The following is a 20,350-nucleotide window of genomic DNA, read 5'->3' as shown; positions in this document are numbered from 1 at the left end:
GGGCAGGGGGGTGAACGCCCCCTCTTCCATTGATCCGCAAAATGGGGTTATTCTGCGGATAAGGCTGCTTGCAGGTCGGGAAACATGCCATCCGCTTCGGACATAGAATATCACGGAAAATCGGTCGCGCACCAGTTTTTTGATGCCTCGGCGTGGTTTTCCGCCGAGGCCGGGCAGGCCGCGGAACTGGCCCGCGCCGCATTCGCGCTGGGGCGGCTGGAGGGCGCGGTGGCGGCGCTGGAGCCCGAGGCGCGGGCCGGCGCCAACCGCCGGCTGGCGCTGATCGAGGTCGAGGCGATGCTATGGGCGCAGGGCACGCCCTTGCGCCGCGAGGAGATCGGCCGCGACCTGATGGAGGCGCGGGCCGGCGCCGACCTGGAGGCGATGCGGCTGGCGCGCTGGGGCATCCGCCGGCTGGAGGGGCAGGGCGATGCGCGCGACCTGCGCGGCTTCCTGGGGCTGCACCGGGCCGCGGTTTCCGGGCTGGACGCGTTGCTGGCGACGCGGCCGACGGGCCGGGATTTCGACGCGGCGGTGGCCGAGTTCCGCGACCTGGCCGGGCAGGTCGCGGGGCTGTCGCCGCTGGTCAGGGCGGCGGCGCTGCGGGTGCTGTGGCGGCTCTGCGGTCTGTCGGCGCCCGAGATGCTGGCCGAGCCCGCGACATGGACCGCGCGCGACATGGCCGAGGGCTGCGAGGCGCTGCGCTTCGTGCCGCTGGGCCGGCATGGCCGCGGGGTCTGGGTCGATGGCGGCAGCCCGGCGGAGCGCGTGGCGCGGCATCTTGCCGCAGTCACCGCCGGGATCCAGGATGCGCGGCACGAACTGGCGCGGGTGGCCGACTGGCAGGCCCGCGCGCTGGAGGCGATGGCCGGGGTCAAGGGCGAGAACGCCGGCCGGGTGATCCGGGCGCTGGCGGCGCATCCCTTGCTGAACGCGGCGATGCTGGAGGAAAGCGCCGGCATCAGCCGCGACACCGCCGAGCGGATGCTGTCGCGGATGAAGGCGCTGGGCCTGGCGCGCGAGATCACCGGCGGGCGGCGGTTCCGGCTGTGGATGCTGGCGGGCTGAGCGCGTCGCGGCGGAAGGCGGCCGGCGTGGTGCCGGCGATCTTCAGGAAGGCGCGGTGGAAGGCGCTGGGTTCGCCATAGCCCAGGCGGGCCGCGATCTCGGCCACGCTGAGGTCGGTGTCGCGTAGAAGCTGGCGCGCGCGCATCAGCCGGATCTCGGCGCGGATGGCGGCGAAGCCCTGGCCCTCGGCCCGCAATCGGCGGCGCAGGGTGGCGGGGGACAGGCGCAGCTCGGCGGCGAGGCGGTCGAAATCCGGCCAGTCCTCGGGCGCGGCGGCGCGCAGCCGGGCGCGGATGCGCGCGGAAAGCCCCTGGTCGTGGCGATAGCGCAGAAGGATGTTGGCGGGCGCGCCGCGCAGGAAGCCTTCCAGCGCCTTTTCGCTGCGGATGGTGGGCAGGGCGAGGTAGCTGGCGGCAAAGGTCAGCCGGCTGGCGGGCTGGCCGAAATGCACCGGCGCGCCGAAGAACTGGTGGTAGTCGCGGCGGTTCTCCGGCGCGGGGCAGGCGAAATCCACCTGCATCAGCGGGATGCGGCGGCCGATCAGCCAGCACATGACGCCCAGCAGGATCAGCCAGTAGGTGCGATAGGCGAAGGCGCGGCGCGGCGGGCCGGCGTCGCGCAGCACGATCTCGGCCTGGCCGTCGCGCAGGCGCAGGGTGCCGGTGGGGTCGTCGAGCGTGACCGACAGGAACAGCAGCGCCCGGCGCAGGGCGCGCTCCAGCGTGCCGGCATGCAGCGCCGCCTGGCAGAGCAGCTGGAAGCTGCCGGGGCGCATGGGGCGGGCGGCCTCGTCGAAGAATTCGTCGCGGATGCGGTCGGCGATGGCCAGCCAGAGCTTGCCGTATTGCAGGTTCGAGACCGGCTCGCCCAGGGCCGGGATGCCGGATTGCGCCAGGAGCGGGGCGGGGTCGATGCTGCGGCGGTGAAGGCAGTCCAGCGCGTCCTCGACGAAGCCGGGGGTGATGGTGCGGCGTTCCATGGCGCCCCTTGTTGCAAAACCGATCAGATATTCTGGCCGCCAATGGCATTGTTTGCAATGTCGCCGGCGCTAAGCTGCCGCCGAACTCGGGGAAACCGCGGAATGCGGGAGAGTTGAGGAGGAGAGACATGTCTGCGACCACCCTGTCCCGGACGCGCTATGACGAGGCCGTGGCGCGGTTCCGTATCGAGGACGCCATCGCCGGGCTGCGCGGCGACCTGGAGACCGGGCTGAACGCCTGCGTCGAATGCTGCGACCGCCATTGCGGCGCGAACCGGGTGGCGCTGCGCTGCCTGTCGCCGGACGAGGCGCTGACGGAATACACCTTCGAGGACCTGCGCGGCATGGCGGCGCGGGCGGCGAACCTGATGCGCGACAAGGGCGTCCGGCCGGGCGACGTGGTCGCCGGGCTGTTGCCGCGCACGGTCGAACTGGTCGCGACGGTGCTGGGTGCCTGGCGGCTGGGCGCGGTCTACCAGCCGCTGTTCACCGCCTTCGGCCCCAAGGCGATCGAGCATCGGCTGAGGACCAGCGGCGCCAAGCTGGTGGTGACGAATGCCGCCCAGCGGCCCAAGCTGGACGAGGTCGAGGACTGCCCGCTGGTCGCCGTGTTGCGCGGCGCCGGGCCGCTGGCGCCGGGCGACGTGGATTTCCGCGAGGCGCTGGCCATGGCCTCGGACGCGTTCGAGCCGGTGATGCGGCGCGGCGAGGATCTGTTCATGATGATGTCCACCTCGGGCACCACCGGCCTGCCCAAGGGGGTGCCGGTGCCCTTGCGGGCGCTCTTGGCCTTTGGCGCCTATATGCGCGATGCGGTGGACCTGCGCGAAAGCGACGTGTTCTGGAACATCGCCGATCCGGGCTGGGCCTATGGGCTGTATTACGCGCTGACCGGGCCCTTGCTGCTGGGGCAGGCGACGATCTTCTACGAGGGCGGCTTTACCGCCGAGACCACCTATCGCATCATCGGGCGCATGGGGGTGACGAGCCTTGCCGGCTCGCCCACCGCCTACCGGCTGCTGATCGCGGCGGGGCCGGAGGCGGCCGCGGCGGTCAAGGGGCAGCTGCGGGTGGTCAGTTCCGCCGGCGAGCCGCTGAACCCCGAGATCATCCGCTGGTTCGCCGAGCATCTGGCGGTGCCGATCCATGACCATTACGGCCAGACCGAGATGGGCATGTGCGTGAACAACCATCACGGGCTGGAGCATCCGGTGCGTCCGGGCTCGGCCGGCCTCGCCATGCCGGGCTATCGCGTGGTGGTGCTGGACGATGCGGGCTGCGAACTGGGGCCGAACCAGCCGGGCGTGCTGGCCATCGACATGAAGCGGTCGCCGCTGATGTGGTTTTCGGGCTACCTGAACCAGGCGACGCCGGCGCTGGCGGGGGGCTATTACCGCACCGGCGATTCGGTGGAGTTCGAGCCGGACGGGTCGATCAGCTTCATCGGCCGGTCGGACGATGTGATCACATCCTCGGGCTATCGCATCGGCCCCTTCGACGTGGAAAGCGCGCTGATCGAGCATCCGGCCGTGGTCGAGGCGGCGGTGGTCGGCGTGCCCGACCCCGAGCGGACCGAGGTGGTGAAAGCCTTCGTGGTGCTGGCCAAGGGCGTCGAGGGGACCGAGGCGCTGCGCGAGGAACTGGCGCAGCACGTGAAGAAACGCTTGTCGGCCCATGCCTATCCCCGGATGATCGAGTTTGTCGCCGACCTGCCGAAGACGCCGAGCGGCAAGATCCAGCGCTTCATCCTGCGCAAGGCGGAAGTCGAGAAACTGGCGCAGAGGTAGGGGGATACCATGCAGATCGAGAACGGGGTTTTTGTGATCACAGGCGCCGGCTCCGGCCTGGGCGCGGCGGTGGCGCGCATGGCGGTCGGCGCGGGTGCGCGGGCGGTGCTGCTGGACGTCAATGCCGAGGCCGGCGCGGCGATGGCGGCGGAACTGGGCGCGGCGGCGCGTTTCGTCAGGACCGACGTGACCAGCGGCCCGGAGGGCGAGGCGGCCATCGCCGCGGCGCTGGAGGCTTTCGGCCGGATCGACGTGGCGGTGAACTGCGCCGGCGTGGCTCCGGGCGAGAAGATCGTCGGGCGCGAGGGGCCGCATGGGCTGGAGAGCTTTGCCCGCGCCATCCAGATCAACCTGGTGGGCACCTTCAACATGCTGCGGCTGGCCGCCGATGCCATGGCGAAGAACGCGCCGGGCGAGGGCGGCGAGCGCGGGGTGATCGTCAACACCGCCTCGATCGCGGCCTATGACGGGCAGATCGGGCAGGCGGCCTATGCGGCCTCGAAGGGCGGCGTCGCGGCGCTGACCCTGCCGGCGGCGCGGGAACTGGCGCGGCATGGCATAAGGGTGATGACCATCGCGCCGGGCATCTTTGCCACGCCGATGATGGCCGGGCTGCCGCAGGAGGTGCAGGACAGCCTGGGCGCCAACGTGCCTTTCCCGCCGCGGCTGGGCAATCCTGCAGAATATGCGGCGCTGGTGCGCCATATCGTCGAAAACCAGATGCTGAACGGCGAGGTCATCCGGCTGGACGGCGCGCTGCGCATGGCGCCGAAATAAGGCCGCCGAAATAGGGGAGAGTCATCATGAGCACCGATCCGATTGTCATCACGGGCGCGGCCCGCACGCCGATGGGCGGTTTCCAGGGCGATTTCGCCGGGGTCGAGGCCGCGGCGCTGGGCGCGACCGCGATCCGCGCCGCGCTGGGCGGCCTGGACCCGCAGGCGGTGGACGAGATCATCATGGGCTGCGTGCTGCCCGCCGGCCAGGGCCAGGCCCCGGCGCGGCAGGCGGCGCTGGGCGCGGGCCTGCCCCTGGGCGCGGGGGCCACGACCGTCAACAAGATGTGCGGCTCGGGCATGAAGGCGGCGATGCTGGGCCATGACCTGATCCTGGCCGGCTCGGCCGATGTCGTGGTCGCGGGCGGCATGGAGAGCATGTCGAACGCGCCCTATCTGCTGCCGAAGGCGCGCTCGGGCTATCGCATGGGCCATGGGCAGGTCATGGACCACATGTTCCTGGACGGGCTGGAGGACGCCTATGACAAGGGCCGGCTGATGGGCACATTCGCCGAGGATTGCGCCGAAGCCTATCAGTTCACACGGCAAGCGCAGGACGAGTTCGCGATTTCCTCGCTGACCCGCGCGCAGAAGGCGATTGCCGCCGGGCATTTCGCGGGCGAGATCGCGCCGGTGACGGTCAAGAGCCGCGGCGGCGAGGTGGTGGTCGATACCGACGAGCAGCCGGGCAAGGCACGGCTGGACAAGATCCCGACGCTGAAGCCGGCCTTCCGGCCGGGGGGCACGGTGACGGCGGCGAATTCCTCGTCGATCTCGGACGGGGCGGCGGCGCTGGTCTTGATGCGGGCCTCCGAGGCCGAGCGGCGCGGGCTGACCCCGCGGGCGCGGATCCTCGGGCACGCGACCTTTGCCGACAAGCCGGGGCTGTTTCCGACCGCGCCCATCGGCGCGGTCCGGCGGTTGCTGGAGCGGACCGGGACGGCGCTTTCGGATTACGACCTGTTCGAGGTGAACGAGGCTTTCGCCGTGGTCGCCATGGCGGCGATGCGCGATCTGGGCCTGTCGCATGAGGTGGTGAATATCCATGGCGGCGCCTGCGCGCTGGGCCATCCCATCGGCGCGTCGGGCGCGCGGGTGCTGGTCACGCTGCTGGCGGCGCTGGAGACGCATGGCGGCCAGCGCGGCATCGCCACGCTTTGCATCGGCGGGGGCGAGGCGACGGCGGTCGCCATCGAGAGGATGGCATGATGCTGACCGAGGAACAGGAGCAGATCCGCGACGCCGTGCGCGACTTTGCGCAAGAGCGGCTGGCGCCGGGGGCGGCGGCGCGCGACCGGGCGCACGCCTTTCCGCGCGCCGAACTGACCGAGATGGGCGCGCTTGGGTTCCTGGGCATGCTGGTGCCCGAGGAGCATGGCGGGTCGGAGACCGGCACGGTCGCCTATGCGCTGGCGCTGGAGGAGATCGCGGCGGCGGACGGGGCGTGCTCGACCATCATGTCGGTGCATAGCTCGGTCGGCTGCGTGCCGATCCTGCGCTTCGGCACCGACGAGCAGAAGGCGCGCTTCCTGCCCAGGATGGCCAGCGGCGAATGGATCGGCGGCTTTGCGCTGACCGAGCCGCATGCCGGCTCGGACGCGTCGAACCTGCGCACGCGGGCGCGGCGCGAGGGCGGGTATTATGTCATCGACGGCAGCAAGCAGTTCATCACCAGCGGCAAGAACGGCTCGGTGGTGATCGTCTTTGCCGTGACCGATGCGGCGGCGGGGAAGAAGGGGATTTCCGCCTTCATCGTGCCGACGGATACGCCGGGCTACGAGGTCGTCTCGGTCGAGCACAAGCTGGGGCAGCATTCGTCGGACACCTGCGCGCTGGCGTTCAGCGGGATGCGGGTGCCGGTCGAGAACCGGCTGGGCGAAGAGGGCGAGGGCTACCGGATCGCGCTGTCGAACCTGGAGGGCGGGCGCATCGGCATCGCCGCGCAGGCGGTCGGCATGGCGCGCGGCGCCTATGAGGCGGCGCTGGCCTATGCGCGCGAACGCATCACCTTCGGCCGGCCGATCATCGAGCATCAGGCGGTGGCCTTCAGGCTGGCCGACATGGCGGTGCAGATCGACGCGGCGCGGCTGATGGTGCTGCGCGCGGCCATGCTGCGCGAGGCGGGCAAGCCCTGCCTGACCGAGGCCAGCATGGCCAAGCTCTTCGCCTCGGAAATGGCGGAGAAGGTCTGTTCGGCGGCGATCCAGATCCATGGCGGCTACGGCTACCTGGCCGATTACCCGGTCGAGCGCATCTATCGCGACGTGCGCGTGACCCAGATCTACGAAGGGACGAGCGAGGTGCAGCGCCTCGTCATCGCCCGCAACCTGTGAGGGGGGAGCATGGCTGAGCTGATCGAGATCACGCGGGAGGGTCGGGTGGCGCTGATCCGCCTGAACCGGCCCGAGGCGCTGAACGCGCTGAACTCGGCCCTGGCCGGGGAGCTGACGGCGGCGGCCGAGGCGCTGGACGCGGACCGGGGGGTGGGGGCCATCGTCGTCACCGGCTCGGACCGCGCCTTCGCCGCGGGGGCGGATATTTCGGAAATGGCCGAGAAAAGCGCCGAGGCAATGGTCGAGGCGGATTTCTTTGCCATCTGGGACCGCTTCGCCGCGACGCGCACGCCGAAGATCGCGGCGGTGAACGGCTATGCCCTGGGCGGCGGCTGCGAGCTGATGATGATGTGCGATTTCGCCATCGCCGGCGAGGGGGCGAAATTCGGCCAGCCCGAGGTCAAGCTGGGGGTGATCGCCGGCATGGGCGGCACGCAGCGGATGACGAAGCTGATCGGGCGGGCGCTGTCGATGGACCTGCACCTGACCGGGCGGATGATGGACGCGGCCGAGGCGCTGCGCGCCGGGCTGGTGGCGCGGGTGGTGCCCGACGATCAGGTCGTGCCCGAGGCGATGGCGGCGGCGCGGCAGATCGCCGGCTATTCGCGGCCGGCGACGCGGCTGGCGCGCGAGGCGGTGATGCGGGCCGAGGAGCTGTCGCTGGCCGAGGGCGTGGCCTGGGAACGGCGGCTGTTCCACCGGCTGTTCGGCACCGAGGGCCAGCGCGAGGGCATGCGGGCCTTCCTGGAAAAGCGCAAGCCGGAGTTTCACCGCGACTGACCGGAACCGGGGGCGGCAGCCCGCCGGCCGGGCGGCGCTTTGCGTTGCGCGGCGGGCGGGCGGCGTGTAGAACCTGCCCGATTGAGCGTTGCGAAGGGAGCCCGTGCATGCGCAGAGTTGTCGTCACCGGACTGGGGATGGTCACGCCGCTGGCCTCGGGGGTCGAGGAGACCTGGTCGAAGCTTCTGGCCGGGGAATCCGGCGCCGGACCGATCACCCGGTTCGACACCAAGGACGTGGCGACGAAATATGCCTGCGAGCTCCCCTTTGGCGACGGCTCGGGCGGGACGTTCAACCCCGACGACTGGATGGAGCCCAAGGACCGGCGCAAGGTCGACGACTTCATCCTTTACGGCATGGCCGCCGCGACGCAGGCGGTGAAGGATTCCGGCTGGGAGCCGGCGAACGAGGACGAGCGCGAGCGCACCGGGGTCATGATCGGCTCGGGCATCGGCGGGCTTTCCTCGATCGCCGATACCGCGGTGCTGATCAAGGAACGCGGGCCGAAGCGGGTCTCGCCCTTCTTCATTCCGGGGGCGCTGATCAACCTGGTCTCGGGCCAGGTCTCGATCCGCTTCGGCTTCAAGGGGCCGAACCATGCGGTGGTCACGGCCTGCTCGACCGGGGCGCATGCCATCGGCGACGCGGCGCGGCTGATCATGCTGGGCGATGCGGACGTGATGATCGCGGGCGGCGCCGAGAGTCCGATCTGCGAGATCGGCATCGCCGGCTTCAACGCCTGCAAGGCGCTGTCCACCAAGCGCGAGGACGACCCCCAGGCGGCCAGCCGGCCCTGGGACGTGGACCGCGACGGCTTCGTCATGGGCGAGGGCGCCGGCGTCGTCGTGCTGGAGGAATACGAGCATGCCAAGGCGCGCGGCGCCAGGATCTATGCCGAGATCCTGGGCTATGGCCTGTCGGGCGACGCCTATCACATCACCGCCCCCAGCGAGGACGGCGACGGCGGCTTCCGCAGCATGACCAACGCGCTGAAGCGGGCGAACCTGACGCCGGGCGAGCTGGACTATATCAACGCGCATGGCACCTCGACCATGGCCGACGTGATCGAACTGGGCGCGGTCGAGCGGCTGATGGGCGATGCGGCGGGCAATGTGGTGATGTCCTCGACCAAGTCGAGCATCGGGCACCTGCTGGGCGCGGCGGGCGCGGTCGAGGCGATCTTCTGCATCCTGGCGATCCGCGACCAGATCTGCCCGCCGACCATCAACCTGGACGACCAGGCGCGCGAGACGCCGATCGACCTGGCCGCCAATGCCGCGGTGCGGCGCAAGGTGGACCATGTGCTGTCCAACAGCTTCGGCTTCGGTGGCACCAATGCCAGCCTGGTGATGGGACGGGTCAAGGAATGATCTGGCGCCACATCGCGTCGAATTTCCTGACGCTGCTGATCGTGATCCTGATCGCGGTCGCGGCGGCCATCGCCTGGGGCAAGCACGAATACACCCGGCCCGGCCCCAGCGCCGTGGCCGCCTGCGTGCGCGTGGCCCCCGGCGCCAGCCTGAACGCGGTCAGCCAGCAGCTGGCCGAGCAGGGCGTGGTGTCCAATGCCTATATCTTCCGGGCGGGCGCCGATTATGCCGGGAAATCGCGCGATCTGAAATACGGCTCCTACCTGATGCCGCCGCAGTCCAGCATGGAGGAGATCGTCCGGGTCATCACCGCCGGCGGTCCCAGCACCTGCGGCACCGAGGTGGTGTTCCGCATCGGCGTGCGCGAGAACTCGGTGATCCTGCGCGACATGGATGCCGAGACCGGGGTCTTTGCCGAGCAGGCGAAATACAACCCCGCCAGCGAGCCCGCGCCCGAGGTCATCGCGGCCGCGGAAGCCAAGCCGGATGCGCGGCTGCGCATCTCGGTCGCCGAGGGGGTGACGAGCTGGCAGGTGGCCGAGGGGCTGAAGCAGGCCGGCTTCCTGGGCGGCGAGGTCGCGGACCTGCCCGAGGAAGGCAGCCTTGCCCCCGACACCTACGACGTCGAGAAGGGCGCCGACCGCGCCGCGCTGCTGGCCGAGATGGAGCGGCGGCAGGCGGCGATCCTGGCCGCGGCCTGGGAGGCGCGCGAGCCCGACCTGCCCTATGCCACGCCCGAGGAGGCGCTGGTCATGGCCTCGATCATCGAGAAGGAGACCGGGCAGCCGAACGAGCGGCGGATGGTGGCCAGCGTCTTTGTCAACCGGATGCGGCAGGGGATGCGGCTGGAAACCGACCCGACGGTGATCTACGGCATCACCGGCGGCAAGGGGGTCCTGGACCGCGGCATCCGCGCCTCGGAACTGCGGCGGCGCACGCCCTACAACACCTACCAGATCGACGGGCTGCCGCCGACGCCCATCGCCAATCCCGGCCGGGCCGCCATCGCCGCGGCGATGGACCCGGAAGATACCGATTACGTGTTCTTCGTGGCCGACGGCTCGGGCGGGCACGCCTTTGCCCGCACGCTGGAGGAGCACAACCGCAACGTCGCCCGCTGGCGCGAGATCGAGCGCCAGCGCGGCCAGCCGCTGTCGCCGGTGCAGGGCGACTGATCGGCCTTGCCGGAGGGCCGGTCGGTTTTTTTGGGTATTTGGGGAACGGAGAAGGCGCATGCCTGCGCCCCGGACCCGGCGGCGGCGGGTGTTGCGCCGGGCGTGCGCTGCGGTGTTGCGTGGGGTAACAGGTTGTTCTTGCGGGGGAAATCGGCGCCGCGGCGATCAACCGGGGGTTTTGCGTTGACTCGGCGCACGCCCTGAAGTAGAAATTACCCATGCTGGGAGAGATGGGCAAGCGGCCGGGGGGCGACCCCGAGGCCGCTTTTTTCATGTCTCGCTCGTGCGGACAGGCACACGAGGGCAGGGCGATCAAGAATGACCAAGAGTTTCGATCCGGGGCCGCAGGCGCCGGAAGGGCCTTTCGTGCCCGGCGCCGAGGCGGCGGACACAAACGTGCTGGAGATCGCGGATGGGCTGTTCCGGTCCTATGCGGCCGAGCTGAACCGGCTGCGGGAAAGGATCGAGGCCGGCGAGACCGGCGAGTTGAAGGAATCCGGCAAGCTGGTGCGCGAACTGCGGGCCGCGACCCAGATGGTGCTGGAGGAAAGGAGCAAGGTTGACAAGCTTCGCAAGGATGCTGCCGGGCGGGTCGGTGCAGGCGCACTCGACCTTGACGCGGCACGAGACGAGATCGGGCGCCGCCTGGCTTGCCTGCGCCGGGCCCGAGGAGGTTGACGCGTTCCTGGGGGGGCTGGGCGACAATGCGCTGGCGGCGCTGCCCTGGCTTTTCGAGTTCTGGGCGCTGCCGCACCAGCTGCCGCCCGAGGGCGACTGGAAGAGCTGGGTGATCATGGGCGGGCGCGGCGCGGGCAAGACCCGCGCCGGCGCCGAATGGGTGCGCGCCCAGGTCGAGGGCGCGACCCCCGAGGCGCCGGGCCGCGCGCGCCGGGTGGCGCTGGTCAGCGAGACGCTGGACCAGGCGCGCGACGTGATGGTGTTCGGGGAATCGGGGATCCTGGCCTCGTCCCCGCCGGACCGGCGGCCGGAATGGGAGGCGGGGCGGCGGCGGCTGGTCTGGCCGAACGGGGCCACGGCGCAGCTATACTCGGCCCATGAGCCCGAGGCGCTGCGCGGGCCGCAGTTCGACGCGGCCTGGGTCGACGAGCTGGCCAAGTGGAAGAAGGCCGAGGAATGCTGGGACATGCTGCAATTCGCGCTGCGGCTGGGGCCGCATCCGCAGCAGGTCGTCACCACCACGCCGCGCAACGTGGCGGTGCTGAAGCGGCTGTTGCGGCAGTCCTCGACCGTGACCACCCATGCGCCGACCGACGCGAACCGGGCCTATCTGGCCGAGAGCTTCCTGGCCGAGGTGCAGGCGCGCTATGGCGGCACCCGGCTGGGGCGGCAGGAGCTGGAGGGGTTGCTGCTGGAGGATGTCGAGGGGGCGCTGTGGAGCGCGGGCCTGCTGGAGCGCTGCCGCGCCGAGGCGGTGCCGGCGCTGTCGCGCATCGTCGTCGCGGTCGATCCGGCGGTGACGGCGGGGGCGGCTTCGGACGAATGCGGCATCGTGGTCGCCGGGGTGGTGGCCGAGGGGCCGGTGACGGATTGGCGGGCCTGTGTGCTGGAGGATGCCTCGGTCCGGGGCGGGCCCCTGGACTGGGCGCGGGCGGCGATCGCGGCGATGCGGCGGCACGGGGCCGAGCGGCTGGTGGCCGAGGTCAACCAGGGCGGCGACCTGGTCGAGAGCGTGATCCGCCAGGTCGATCCGCTGGTGCCGTTCCGCGCCCTGCGGGCGGGGCGCGGCAAGGGCTTGCGCGCCGAGCCGGTGGCGGCGCTTTACGAGCAGGGGCGGGTCAGCCACCTGCGCGGGCTGGGGCTGCTGGAGGAGCAGATGTGCCGCATGACGGTCGCGGGCTATGACGGCAGGGGGTCGCCAGACCGGCTGGATGCGCTGGTCTGGGCGATCCACGAGCTGATGATCGAGCCGGGGGCGCATCACCTGCGCCCGGCGGTGCGGGGGCTTTAGGGGGCTTTGCCCCCCGCGCCTGCGGCCCCCCTCGACGGGGGGCCGCAGGCGCTCCCCCCAGGGTATTTTCGAAACGGAGAAGGGCCTTTCGGGGTCCGGGAGGGGCCGCGGGCGCGGCCCCTTTTTCTTTGGGATTCAGGAGGAACCGATGGCATTTCCCTGGTTCGGGCGGGGGGCTGCGCCCGCGAGGCCGCCCGTCGCGGTCGAGAAGAAGGCCAGCGCCGCCGGCAAGCTGGTGGCGCTGGCGGCGGGTTCGGGCCGCGTGGTCTGGTCGCCGCGCGACACGGTCAGCCTGATGCGCCTGGGCTTCGTCGGCAATCCGGTCGGGTTCCGCGCCGTGCGGCTGATCGCCGAGGCGGCCGCGGCCGTGCCGCTGATCTGCCAGGACCGCGAGCGCCGCTATGAGGTGCATCCGGTGCTGGACCTCTTGCGCCGGCCCAATCCGGGCCAGGGCCGGGCCGAGCTGTTCGAGGCGCTCTACGGCCAGATCCTGCTGAGCGGCGACGGCTATCTGGAGGCGGTGGGCGAGGGCGCGAAGGGACTGCCGGCCGAGCTGCACGTGCTGCGCGCGGACCGGATGGCGGTGGTGCCGGGGCCGGACGGCTGGCCGGTCGCCTATGAATATGGCGTGGGCGGGCGCAAGGTCCGCTTCGACATGGCCGGCAGTCCCGATCCGATCTGCCATATCCGCAGCTTTCATCCGCTGGACGACCATCGCGGGCTGTCGCCCATGCAGGCGGCCGCGGTGGCGGTGGATGTCCACAACAGCGCCTCGAGCTGGTCCAAGGCGCTTCTGGACAATGCGGCGCGGCCCAGTGGCGCCATCGTCTACCGCGGCGCCGACGGCCAGGGCAGCCTGTCGCCGGACCAGTACGAGCGCCTTGTGACCGAGATGGAGATGCATCACCAGGGCGCGAGGAACGCCGGGCGGCCGATGCTGCTGGAGGGCGGGCTCGACTGGAAGCCGATGGGGTTTTCGCCGAGCGACATGGAGTTCCACCAGACCAAGCTGGCCGCTGCGCGCGAGATCGCGCAGGCCTTCGGCGTGCCGCCGATGCTGATCGGCATTCCCGGCGAGGCGACCTATGCCAATTACGCCGAGGCGCACCGCGCCTTCTACCGGCTGACGGTGCTGCCGCTGGTCTCGCGCGTGGCCGGCGCCCTGGCCTGGTGGCTGTCCGAGCACCTGGGGGCCGAGATCGACCTGCGCGCCGATCCCGACCAAGTGCCGGCCCTGGCCGAGGAGCGCGACCAGCAATGGAAGCGCGTCGGCGAGGCCGGCTTCCTGACCCCGGCCGAGAAGCGGGCGGCGCTGGGGCTGCCGCCCCTGCCGGAGGGGGAGGGGTGAGATGGAGGGCTCGCGTTTCGTCAAGGAGCCCTTCGACTGGCACGACCAGCGCCTGGAGACGCAGGAGCGGATCATGGCGCTGCAATTTTCCCAGGTGGAGCGCCGGCTGGAGCGCATCGAGGCGCTGATCGAGGGGCTGGAGCGGCGGTTGTGGATGACCGTCTATGGCGTCGTCGCGGTCATCCTGACCCAGGCGGTGCAGTCGATTCTGGAATATGCGCCGAAAGGAGGCTGAGGTGGATCATAAGAACGACGGGCTGGAGCTGAAATATGCCGCCGGCGGGCCGGTGGTGGCCGAGGGCACGCGGATCGAGGGCTATGCGAGCCTGTTCGGCCTGACCGATCAGGGCGGCGACGTCGTGGTCCGGGGCGCCTATGCCGCCAGCCTGAAGCGGCTGGAGGCGCGCGGCGACCGGGTGCGGATGCTGTGGCAGCACGATCCCGCCCGGCCCATCGGCGTCTGGGAGGAGATCCGCGAGGACGAGAAGGGGCTTTGGGTCAAGGGGCGGCTTCTGCCCGAGATCGCCCAGGCCCGCGAGGCGGCGGCGCTGGTCGCGGCGGGCGCCATCGACGGGCTGTCGATCGGCTATCGCACCGTTTCCGCCGAGCGCGACGGCAAGGGCCGGCGCCTGCTTTCCGAGGTCGAGCTGTGGGAGGTGTCGCTGGTGACGTTCCCGATGCTGGCCGAGGCCAAGGTCGGGACCAAGTCGGACCGGCTGCACGAGATGGCGGCGGCCTTCCGGGCCGCGACGCTGGCGCTGCGCGCCAAGTGAGTTTCACCGAAACGGAGGGGATCATGACCGAGGTGAAAGCCGCGGCCGGGGCGGATGTGCCCGGCGACCTGGGGGCCGAGATGCTGGGCTTTGTCCAGGAGTTGAAGGCATTCCGCAGCGAGATTCAGAACCGATTGGAAGCACAGGAAGAACGCATGACCATGCTGGACCGCAAGACGATTTCCCGCGCCCGCGCCCCCCTGTCGGCCGAGGCCGACCAGGGCGCGCCGCACCAGAAGGCCTTCGACGCCTATATCCGCCATGGCGACGACGGCGCGCTGCGTGGCCTGCCGCTGGAGGGCAAGGCGATGACCACCGGCTCGGACGGCGGCTTCCTGGTGGCGCCGACGGTGGCCATGCAGGTGCAGGAGGCGCTGAACGTCACCGCTTCGCTGCGCCGGGTCGCCAATGTGGTGGCGGTGGAATCGGCCAGCTACGAGGTGCTGGTGGACATGGGCGACATCGCCCATGGCTGGGCCACCGAGGCCACGGCCCAGGCCGAGACCGGCACCCCCACCGTGCAGCGGGTGGTGATCCCGGTGCATGAGCTTTCCGCCATGCCCAAGGCCAGCCAGCGCCTGCTGGACGATGCCGCCTTCGACGTCGAGACCTGGCTGGCCGGGCGCATCGCCGAGAAATTCGCCCGCGCCGAGGCCATGGCCTTCATCGGCGGCGACGGCGTGAACAAGCCGCGCGGCATCCTGACCCATGCCAAGGCGCCGAACGGCACCGCGACCAATGTGCAGATCGGCACCATCCCGTCGGGCGGGAACGGCGATTTCGCCGCGACCAACCCGGCGAATGCGCTGATCGACCTGGTCTATGCGCTGGGCGCGCAATACCGCGCCAATGCGAGCTTCGTGATGAATTCCAAGACCGCCGCCGCGGTGCGCAAGATGCGCGACGCGGACGGCCGCTTCCTGTGGGCGGACAGCCTGGCCATGGGCCAGCCGGCGCAGCTTCTGGGTTATCCGGTGCTGGTCTGCGAGGACATGCCCGACATCGCGCAGGGCTCGCATTCCATCGCCTTCGGCGATTTCCGCTCGGCCTATACCATCGTCGAGCGGCCGGACCTGCGGGTGCTGCGCGATCCCTTCTCGGCCAAGCCGCATGTGCTGTTCTACGCCACCAAGCGGGTGGGCGGCGGCGTCACCGACGCCCGTGCCGTCAAGCTGATGGTCTTCGGCTGATCCGGGGCCGAAGCGGGGGCCGCGCCGGGGATCTGCGCCCTGCTGGCAAGTGCAACTGTCCGCGCGCGCGAGGGTGCAGCGGCGCGGCCCCCTTTTGCCCGAAGCCCTGCGAGTGGGAGAGACGAGGATGATGCTTGTGGAAGTGACGGCGCCCGCAGCTGGGGCGCTGCCCGTCGCGGTGCTGCGGGACCATCTGCGGCTGGGGACGGGGTTCGACCTGGGCGGCGCCGATGATGGGGCCGAGACCGCGGCGCTGGCGGGTTTCCTGCGCGCGGCCGTCGCCACCGTCGAGGCGCGCACCGGCAAGGTGCTGCTGGCCCGGCGGTTCCGGCTGCGGCTGGAGGAATGGCGCGACCCCGAGGGCCAGCCCTTGCCGCTGGCCCCGGTCGAGGCGGTCGAGGCGGTCGGGATCGCCGATGCGGCGGGCGCGGCGGTGCCGGTCGATCCGGCGGCCTGGCGGCTGGTCCCGGACATGCAGCGGCCGGTGCTGGCGCCGGTGGGGACGTTCCTGCCGGCGGTGCCCTCGGGCGGGTTCGCCGAGATCACCTTTCGCGCCGGGTTCGCGGCGGAATGGGCCGGGCTGCCGGCCGACCTGGCGCAGGCGGTGCTGCTGCTGGCCGCGCGCTATCACGAGGATCGCAGCTTCGAGGGCTCGGCGGGGGCGCTGCCCTTTGGCGTCAGCGCGCTGATCGAGCGCTGGCGCTCGGTCCGGGTGCTGGGGGGGCGCGGCCAGTCGCGCGGCCGGGCATGAGGGCGCCGCGGCCGACGGTGCCGCTGGTCGTGGAATCCCCGGTCCGGGTGCCCGACGGGATGGGCGGGTTCCGCCTGACCTGGCAGGAGGTCGGGCGCCTCTGGGCCGAGATGCGGTCGGGCGCGGGGGCGGAGCGCATCGCCGAGGTGGGGGCGCAGAGCGTCGTGACCTGGCGGATCACCGTCAGGGCGGCGCCTGCCGGCGATGCCCGCCGCCCGCGCCCCGAGCAGCGGCTGCGGCTGGGCGAGGGCGCGGCCGCCCGGCGCTTTCGCATCGAGGCGGTGGCCGAGAGCGATGCCGGCGGCCGCTGGCTGGTCTGCATCGCGAAAGAGGAGTCCCTGGCATGAGCTATCTTGCAACGGCCGCGCTGCAGGCCGCGGTCTATCGCCGCCTGCGCGAGGACGGCGCGCTGGCGGCGCTGGTGGGCGACGCGATCTATGACGCCATGCCGGTGGCGGCGCCGGCGGGGCTGTATGTCTCGCTGGGCCCCGAGGAGGTGCGCGACGCGGGCGACATGACGGCCGGCGGCGCGGTGCATGATTTCGTCGTCTCGGTCCTGTCGGGGGCCGAGGCGGCGGGCGGCTTCGGCGCGGTCAAGGCGGCGGCGGTCGCGGTCAGCGAGGCGCTGGAGGCGGCCGACATGGCGCTGGATCGCGGGCACCTGGCGGGGCTGTGGTTCCTGCGCGCCCGCGCGCGGCGGGCGGAAAACGGCGCGGGGCGGCGGGTCGACCTGACCTTTCGCGCGCGCATCGACCTGGGTTGAGGAGAGACGGTGATGGCGGTGCAGAACGGACGCGACCTGCTGATCAAGATGGACATGACCGGCGACGGCCATTTCGAGACCGTGGCGGGGCTGCGGGCGACCCGGCTGGGCTTCAATGCCGAGACGGTGGACGTGACGAGCCTGGAAAGCGAGGGGCGCTGGCGCGAGCTGCTGGCGGGCGCGGGGGTGCGCTCGGCCAGCATCTCGGGGTCGGGGGTGTTCCGGGACGGGACCACGGACGAGCGCGCGCGGCAGGTGTTCTTCGACGGCGAGGTGCCGCGCTTCCAGGTGGTGATCCCGGATTTCGGCACGGTCGAGGGGCCGTTCCAGATCACGGCGCTGGAATATGCGGGCAGTTACAATGGCGAGGCGACCTATGAGATTTCCATGGCAAGCGCGGGCGCGATCAGCTTCGTCGCGTTCTGAGATGGCCAATCCGCTGGCGGGCGAGGTCGAGATCTGGCTGGACGGGCGGCGCCATGTCGCCCGGCTGACGCTGGGCGCGCTGGCCGGGCTTGAGGCCGAGCTGGGCGCGGAAAGCATGATCGCGCTGGTCGAGCGCTTCGAGGGCGGGCGGTTTTCCAGCCGCGACGTGATGGCGGTGCTGGTCGCGGGCCTGCGGGCGGGCGGCTGGCCGGGCGGCATGGACGCGCTGGCCTCGGCGGACCTGCGCGGCGGGCCGGTCGCCGCGGCCCATGCGGCGGCGGCGCTGCTGGCGCGGGCCTTTCGCATCGAGGGCGCATGAGCGGCGGGCTGGACTGGCCGGGGCTGATGCGCATGGGCCTGGGCCCGGCGCGGCTGGGCGGACTGGGGCTGACGCCCGCCGAGTTCTGGGCGCTGACCCCGGCCGAGCTGGCGTTGATGCTGGGCGTCGAGGCGCGGGGCGCGGCGATGACGCGCGACCGGCTGGCCGAGCTGGTCGCGCGCTATCCCGACCGGCCCGCCGGTTAGCATGAGGGAAAAGGAGGCGCCGTCATGGCGAACAAGGACGGATTGGACCGGCTGGACGAGGACGGTCCTGCGCTGGGCCGGGGGCTGGAGCAGAGCGCGCGGCTGGCGGCGGAGTTCGACGCCGAGCTGGCGCGGCTGCGGGCCTCGATGGTCCATACCAACCGCGAGGTGGGCACGCTGACATCGGGCATCGGCAGCGGGCTGCGCCGGGCGTTCTCGGGGCTGGCCTTCGACGGCATGAAGCTGTCGGACGCGCTGAAGGGCATCGCGCGCAGCATGGCCGACAGCGCATTCGCCGTGGCGATGAAGCCGATCGAGCAGGCGCTGGCCGGGGCGATCGCGCAGGGGGTGAACGGCATGGTCTCGGCGGCGCTGCCCTTTGCGGATGGCGCCGCCTTCGCGCAGGGGCGGGTGATGCCCTTTGCCAAGGGGGGCGTGGTGAGCCAGCCGACCTATTTCCCGATGCGCGGCGCGACCGGGCTGATGGGCGAGGCCGGGGCCGAGGCGATCATGCCCTTGCGCCGCGGCGCGGACGGGCGGCTGGGGGTCGCGGCCCAGGGCGGGGGGCGGCCGGTCAGCGTGACCTTCAACGTCTCGACCCCCGACGTGGCGGGGTTCCAGCGCAGCCAGAGCCAGATCGCCGCGCAGATGGGCCGGCTGCTGGCGCGCGGGGAAAGGAACGGGTGAGCCATGGCATTTCACGAGATCAGGTTCCCGGCGAACCTGTCCTTCGGCTCGGTCGGCGGGCCGGAGCGGCGGACGGAAATCGTCGCGCTGACCAACGGCCACGAGGAGCGGCGCACGCCCTGGGCGCATTCGCGGCGGCGCTATGACGCCGGGCTGGGCTTGCGCTCGCTGGACGACGTGGCGGCGCTGATCGCCTTTTTCGAGGCGCGGGCCGGGCAGATGCACGGGTTTCGCTGGAAGGACTGGGCGGATTGCAAGTCCTGCGCGCCAAGCGCCGCGGTGAGCTTCCAGGACCAGGAGATCGGCATGGGCGACGGGGTGCGGCGCGAGTTTGCGCTGCGCAAGGCCTATGCCTCGGGTCCGGCGCGCTATTGGCGGCCGGTGGCGAAGCCGGTCCAGGGCACGGTGCTGGCCGGGGCCGGGAATGTCGAGCTGCGCGCCGGGGTGGATTTCGCCGTCGACTGGGCGACGGGCGTGGTCAGCTTTGCCGCGCCGCCCGAGCCGGGGGCCGTGGTCACGGCGGGGTTCGAGTTCGACGTGCCGGTGCGCTTCGACACCGACCGGATCGCGGTCTCGGTCGCGTCCTTCCAGGCGGGCGACCTGCCGCAGGTGCCGGTGGTGGAGGTGCGGGCATGACCGAGACGATTGCGCGGGCCTGGGCGGTCGCGCGGCGCGACGGGCTGGTGCTGGGCTTTACCGACCACGACCTGGCGCTGTCCTTCGACGGCGTGACCTTCCGCCCCGACAGCGGGCTGAGCGCGCGGGCGCTGGTGCAGGGCCTGGGCCTGTCGGTGGACAACAGCGAGGCGGTGGGGGCGCTGTCGGACAGCGCCATCACCGAGCGCGACCTGATGGCCGGGCGCTGGGACGGCGCCGATGTGCGGCTGTGGGAGGTGGACTGGACCGACAGCGCGAACCGCCGGCTGGTCTTTCGCGGCCATCTGGGCGAGGTGGTGCGCAGCGGCGCGGCGTTCCGCGCCGAGTTGCGCGGCCTGTCCGAGCCGCTGAACCGGGCGCAGGGGCGGGTCTATCATCCGCGCTGCTCGGCCATGCTGGGGGACGGGCAGTGCCGGTTCGACCTGGCGCGAGCCGGCTATTCGGCCGAGGGCGTGGTCGAGGCCGAGGATGAGGGCCGGCTGGCGCTGTCGGGCATCGCCGGCCATGACGGCGGCTGGTTCGAGCATGGCCGGCTGGTCGTGCTGACCGGCGCGGCCGAGGGGCTGTCGGGCCTGGTCAAGGCGGATGCCGCCCTGCCCGGCGCGCGGCGCGAGGTCGAGTTGTGGACCGCGCTGGGCATCCGGCCCGCCGCGGGCGACCGGGTGCGGCTGGAGGCGGGCTGCGACAAGCGGGCCGAGACCTGCCGGACGAAGTTCCTGAATTTCCAGAACTTTCGCGGCTTTCCGCATCTGCCGCCCGAGGATTGGCTGATCGCGCCCAAGGTGAACCGATGAGCGCGGTGGTCAGGGCGGCGCGGGGCTGGATCGGGACGCCCTATGTGCACCAGGGCTCGGTCAAGGGGGCCGGGACCGATTGCCTGGGGCTGGTGCGGGGCGTCTGGCGCGACGTTTGCGGCGCCGAGCCCGAGGCGCTGCCGGCCTATACCCCCGATTGGGGCGAGATGGGCGGGGCCGAGCTGCTGCTGGCCGGGGC

25 protein-coding genes are annotated in these 20,350 nt (G+C 71.6%); 24 read left to right on the top strand and 1 reads right to left on the bottom strand.

Features of this window, described 5'->3' with window-relative positions:
- Positions 1 to 84 precede the first annotated feature (84 nt).
- Positions 85 to 1,068 (top strand): Fic family protein, encoded by a 984-nt coding sequence (locus tag IT40_RS23515; RefSeq protein WP_036760267.1) that lies wholly within the window; start codon positions 85 to 87, stop codon positions 1,066 to 1,068.
- Here the strand turns inward: IT40_RS23515 and IT40_RS23510 are convergent.
- Positions 1,025 to 2,047, bottom strand: coding sequence for an AraC family transcriptional regulator (locus IT40_RS23510; protein WP_036760266.1), 1,023 nt, complete (start codon positions 2,045 to 2,047; stop codon positions 1,025 to 1,027). The genes IT40_RS23515 and IT40_RS23510 overlap by 44 nt on opposite strands.
- Before the next feature lie 128 nt (positions 2,048 to 2,175).
- Between IT40_RS23510 and IT40_RS23505 the strand changes: the two genes are divergently transcribed.
- From IT40_RS23505 to IT40_RS23395, 23 genes are all read left to right on the top strand, one after another.
- Positions 2,176 to 3,834 (top strand): AMP-binding protein, encoded by a 1,659-nt coding sequence (locus tag IT40_RS23505; protein ID WP_036760265.1) that lies wholly within the window; start codon positions 2,176 to 2,178, stop codon positions 3,832 to 3,834.
- 9 nt (positions 3,835 to 3,843) lie between these two features.
- Positions 3,844 to 4,611: an SDR family NAD(P)-dependent oxidoreductase gene (locus tag IT40_RS23500; RefSeq protein WP_036760264.1), complete on the top strand. Its 768-nt coding sequence runs from the start codon at positions 3,844 to 3,846 to the stop codon at positions 4,609 to 4,611.
- A 26-nt stretch (positions 4,612 to 4,637) separates the two neighbouring features.
- The gene (locus IT40_RS23495; protein WP_036760263.1) at positions 4,638 to 5,819 is read left to right on the top strand and encodes an acetyl-CoA C-acyltransferase; all 1,182 of its coding nucleotides are present in this window, start codon (positions 4,638 to 4,640) and stop codon (positions 5,817 to 5,819) included.
- Positions 5,816 to 6,943, top strand: coding sequence for an acyl-CoA dehydrogenase family protein (locus IT40_RS23490; RefSeq protein WP_036760262.1), 1,128 nt, complete (start codon positions 5,816 to 5,818; stop codon positions 6,941 to 6,943). The genes IT40_RS23495 and IT40_RS23490 overlap by 4 nt, the downstream gene beginning before the upstream one ends.
- A 9-nt stretch (positions 6,944 to 6,952) precedes the next feature.
- Positions 6,953 to 7,723, top strand: coding sequence for an enoyl-CoA hydratase-related protein (locus tag IT40_RS23485; RefSeq protein WP_036760261.1), 771 nt, complete (start codon positions 6,953 to 6,955; stop codon positions 7,721 to 7,723).
- Between the two features lie 107 nt (positions 7,724 to 7,830).
- Complete coding sequence (gene fabF / locus IT40_RS23480; protein ID WP_036760260.1) at positions 7,831 to 9,093, top strand: beta-ketoacyl-ACP synthase II; 1,263 nt, start codon at positions 7,831 to 7,833, stop codon at positions 9,091 to 9,093.
- A complete protein-coding gene (gene mltG / locus IT40_RS23475; RefSeq protein ID WP_036760259.1) occupies positions 9,090 to 10,268 on the top strand; it encodes an endolytic transglycosylase MltG in 1,179 nt (392 codons plus the stop codon). The genes fabF and mltG overlap by 4 nt, the downstream gene beginning before the upstream one ends.
- A 318-nt stretch (positions 10,269 to 10,586) precedes the next feature.
- Positions 10,587 to 10,946 carry a hypothetical protein gene (locus tag IT40_RS23470; protein WP_052096250.1) on the top strand — a complete coding sequence of 120 codons (360 nt, stop codon included), beginning with the start codon at positions 10,587 to 10,589 and terminating at the stop codon, positions 10,944 to 10,946.
- Complete coding sequence (locus IT40_RS23465; RefSeq protein ID WP_208021310.1) at positions 10,846 to 12,237, top strand: DNA-packaging protein; 1,392 nt, start codon at positions 10,846 to 10,848, stop codon at positions 12,235 to 12,237. Before IT40_RS23470 ends, IT40_RS23465 begins: the two co-directional genes overlap by 101 nt.
- A gap of 148 nt (positions 12,238 to 12,385) precedes the next feature.
- On the top strand, positions 12,386 to 13,585 hold the full coding sequence (locus tag IT40_RS23460) for a phage portal protein (RefSeq protein ID WP_036760257.1): 1,200 nt from the start codon (positions 12,386 to 12,388) through the stop codon (positions 13,583 to 13,585).
- A 1-nt stretch (position 13,586) separates the two neighbouring features.
- Positions 13,587 to 13,820 (top strand): GTA head formation protein, RCAP_rcc01685 family, encoded by a 234-nt coding sequence (locus IT40_RS23455; protein WP_024843692.1) that lies wholly within the window; start codon positions 13,587 to 13,589, stop codon positions 13,818 to 13,820.
- Complete coding sequence (locus IT40_RS23450; RefSeq protein WP_036760256.1) at positions 13,801 to 14,358, top strand: HK97 family phage prohead protease; 558 nt, start codon at positions 13,801 to 13,803, stop codon at positions 14,356 to 14,358. The genes IT40_RS23455 and IT40_RS23450 overlap by 20 nt, the downstream gene beginning before the upstream one ends.
- Positions 14,359 to 14,381: 23 nt before the next feature.
- Positions 14,382 to 15,548 (top strand): phage major capsid protein, encoded by a 1,167-nt coding sequence (locus tag IT40_RS23445; protein WP_036760269.1) that lies wholly within the window; start codon positions 14,382 to 14,384, stop codon positions 15,546 to 15,548.
- A gap of 127 nt (positions 15,549 to 15,675) precedes the next feature.
- Positions 15,676 to 16,299 carry a head-tail connector protein gene (locus IT40_RS23440; RefSeq protein WP_036760255.1) on the top strand — a complete coding sequence of 208 codons (624 nt, stop codon included), beginning with the start codon at positions 15,676 to 15,678 and terminating at the stop codon, positions 16,297 to 16,299.
- On the top strand, positions 16,296 to 16,646 hold the full coding sequence (locus IT40_RS23435) for a head-tail adaptor protein (RefSeq protein ID WP_036760254.1): 351 nt from the start codon (positions 16,296 to 16,298) through the stop codon (positions 16,644 to 16,646). The genes IT40_RS23440 and IT40_RS23435 overlap by 4 nt, the downstream gene beginning before the upstream one ends.
- Complete coding sequence (locus IT40_RS23430) at positions 16,643 to 17,062, top strand: DUF3168 domain-containing protein (RefSeq protein WP_036760253.1); 420 nt, start codon at positions 16,643 to 16,645, stop codon at positions 17,060 to 17,062. The genes IT40_RS23435 and IT40_RS23430 overlap by 4 nt, the downstream gene beginning before the upstream one ends.
- A 12-nt stretch (positions 17,063 to 17,074) precedes the next feature.
- Complete coding sequence (locus IT40_RS23425) at positions 17,075 to 17,488, top strand: phage major tail protein, TP901-1 family (RefSeq protein ID WP_024843686.1); 414 nt, start codon at positions 17,075 to 17,077, stop codon at positions 17,486 to 17,488.
- Position 17,489: 1 nt separating this feature from the next.
- Entirely contained in the window at positions 17,490 to 17,807 is a 318-nt protein-coding gene (locus tag IT40_RS23420) for a gene transfer agent family protein (protein ID WP_036760252.1), read from the top strand.
- Complete coding sequence (locus IT40_RS23415; protein WP_036760250.1) at positions 17,804 to 18,013, top strand: phage tail assembly chaperone; 210 nt, start codon at positions 17,804 to 17,806, stop codon at positions 18,011 to 18,013. The genes IT40_RS23420 and IT40_RS23415 overlap by 4 nt, the downstream gene beginning before the upstream one ends.
- A 24-nt stretch (positions 18,014 to 18,037) precedes the next feature.
- Positions 18,038 to 18,700 (top strand): phage tail tape measure protein, encoded by a 663-nt coding sequence (locus tag IT40_RS23410; RefSeq protein ID WP_036760248.1) that lies wholly within the window; start codon positions 18,038 to 18,040, stop codon positions 18,698 to 18,700.
- A 3-nt stretch (positions 18,701 to 18,703) separates the two neighbouring features.
- Positions 18,704 to 19,336: a DUF2460 domain-containing protein gene (locus IT40_RS23405; RefSeq protein WP_036760246.1), complete on the top strand. Its 633-nt coding sequence runs from the start codon at positions 18,704 to 18,706 to the stop codon at positions 19,334 to 19,336.
- On the top strand, positions 19,333 to 20,151 hold the full coding sequence (locus IT40_RS23400; RefSeq protein ID WP_036760244.1) for a DUF2163 domain-containing protein: 819 nt from the start codon (positions 19,333 to 19,335) through the stop codon (positions 20,149 to 20,151). Before IT40_RS23405 ends, IT40_RS23400 begins: the two co-directional genes overlap by 4 nt.
- On the top strand, positions 20,148 to 20,350 hold a 203-nt coding region (locus IT40_RS23395; protein ID WP_036760268.1), incomplete at its 3' end, for a C40 family peptidase. The genes IT40_RS23400 and IT40_RS23395, both read left to right, overlap by 4 nt.

The organism is Paracoccus versutus (genome assembly GCF_000763885.1).
Lineage (GTDB): Bacteria > Pseudomonadota > Alphaproteobacteria > Rhodobacterales > Rhodobacteraceae > Paracoccus > Paracoccus versutus.
The sequence above is the reverse complement of the archived record's forward strand: the minus strand, read 5'-3'. Positions and strand labels throughout refer to the sequence as shown.

Coding starts and splice junctions, on each gene's coding strand:
- IT40_RS23400 (WP_036760244.1), top strand. CDS start 19,333: ATGACCGAGACGATTGCGCGGGCCTGGGCGGTCGCGCGGCGCGACGGG.
- IT40_RS23495 (WP_036760263.1), top strand. CDS start 4,638: ATGAGCACCGATCCGATTGTCATCACGGGCGCGGCCCGCACGCCGATG.
- IT40_RS23515 (WP_036760267.1), top strand. CDS start 85: ATGCCATCCGCTTCGGACATAGAATATCACGGAAAATCGGTCGCGCAC.
- IT40_RS23485 (WP_036760261.1), top strand. CDS start 6,953: ATGGCTGAGCTGATCGAGATCACGCGGGAGGGTCGGGTGGCGCTGATC.
- IT40_RS23440 (WP_036760255.1), top strand. CDS start 15,676: ATGATGCTTGTGGAAGTGACGGCGCCCGCAGCTGGGGCGCTGCCCGTC.
- IT40_RS23455 (WP_024843692.1), top strand. CDS start 13,587: ATGGAGGGCTCGCGTTTCGTCAAGGAGCCCTTCGACTGGCACGACCAG.
- IT40_RS23500 (WP_036760264.1), top strand. CDS start 3,844: ATGCAGATCGAGAACGGGGTTTTTGTGATCACAGGCGCCGGCTCCGGC.
- fabF (WP_036760260.1), top strand. CDS start 7,831: ATGCGCAGAGTTGTCGTCACCGGACTGGGGATGGTCACGCCGCTGGCC.
- IT40_RS23410 (WP_036760248.1), top strand. CDS start 18,038: ATGGCGAACAAGGACGGATTGGACCGGCTGGACGAGGACGGTCCTGCG.
- IT40_RS23450 (WP_036760256.1), top strand. CDS start 13,801: ATGCGCCGAAAGGAGGCTGAGGTGGATCATAAGAACGACGGGCTGGAG.
- IT40_RS23470 (WP_052096250.1), top strand. CDS start 10,587: ATGACCAAGAGTTTCGATCCGGGGCCGCAGGCGCCGGAAGGGCCTTTC.
- IT40_RS23425 (WP_024843686.1), top strand. CDS start 17,075: ATGGCGGTGCAGAACGGACGCGACCTGCTGATCAAGATGGACATGACC.
- IT40_RS23445 (WP_036760269.1), top strand. CDS start 14,382: ATGACCGAGGTGAAAGCCGCGGCCGGGGCGGATGTGCCCGGCGACCTG.
- IT40_RS23490 (WP_036760262.1), top strand. CDS start 5,816: ATGATGCTGACCGAGGAACAGGAGCAGATCCGCGACGCCGTGCGCGAC.
- IT40_RS23465 (WP_208021310.1), top strand. CDS start 10,846: ATGCTGCCGGGCGGGTCGGTGCAGGCGCACTCGACCTTGACGCGGCAC.
- IT40_RS23510 (WP_036760266.1), bottom strand. CDS start 2,047: ATGGAACGCCGCACCATCACCCCCGGCTTCGTCGAGGACGCGCTGGAC.
- mltG (WP_036760259.1), top strand. CDS start 9,090: ATGATCTGGCGCCACATCGCGTCGAATTTCCTGACGCTGCTGATCGTG.
- IT40_RS23415 (WP_036760250.1), top strand. CDS start 17,804: ATGAGCGGCGGGCTGGACTGGCCGGGGCTGATGCGCATGGGCCTGGGC.
- IT40_RS23505 (WP_036760265.1), top strand. CDS start 2,176: ATGTCTGCGACCACCCTGTCCCGGACGCGCTATGACGAGGCCGTGGCG.
- IT40_RS23405 (WP_036760246.1), top strand. CDS start 18,704: ATGGCATTTCACGAGATCAGGTTCCCGGCGAACCTGTCCTTCGGCTCG.
- IT40_RS23420 (WP_036760252.1), top strand. CDS start 17,490: ATGGCCAATCCGCTGGCGGGCGAGGTCGAGATCTGGCTGGACGGGCGG.
- IT40_RS23430 (WP_036760253.1), top strand. CDS start 16,643: ATGAGCTATCTTGCAACGGCCGCGCTGCAGGCCGCGGTCTATCGCCGC.
- IT40_RS23460 (WP_036760257.1), top strand. CDS start 12,386: ATGGCATTTCCCTGGTTCGGGCGGGGGGCTGCGCCCGCGAGGCCGCCC.
- IT40_RS23435 (WP_036760254.1), top strand. CDS start 16,296: ATGAGGGCGCCGCGGCCGACGGTGCCGCTGGTCGTGGAATCCCCGGTC.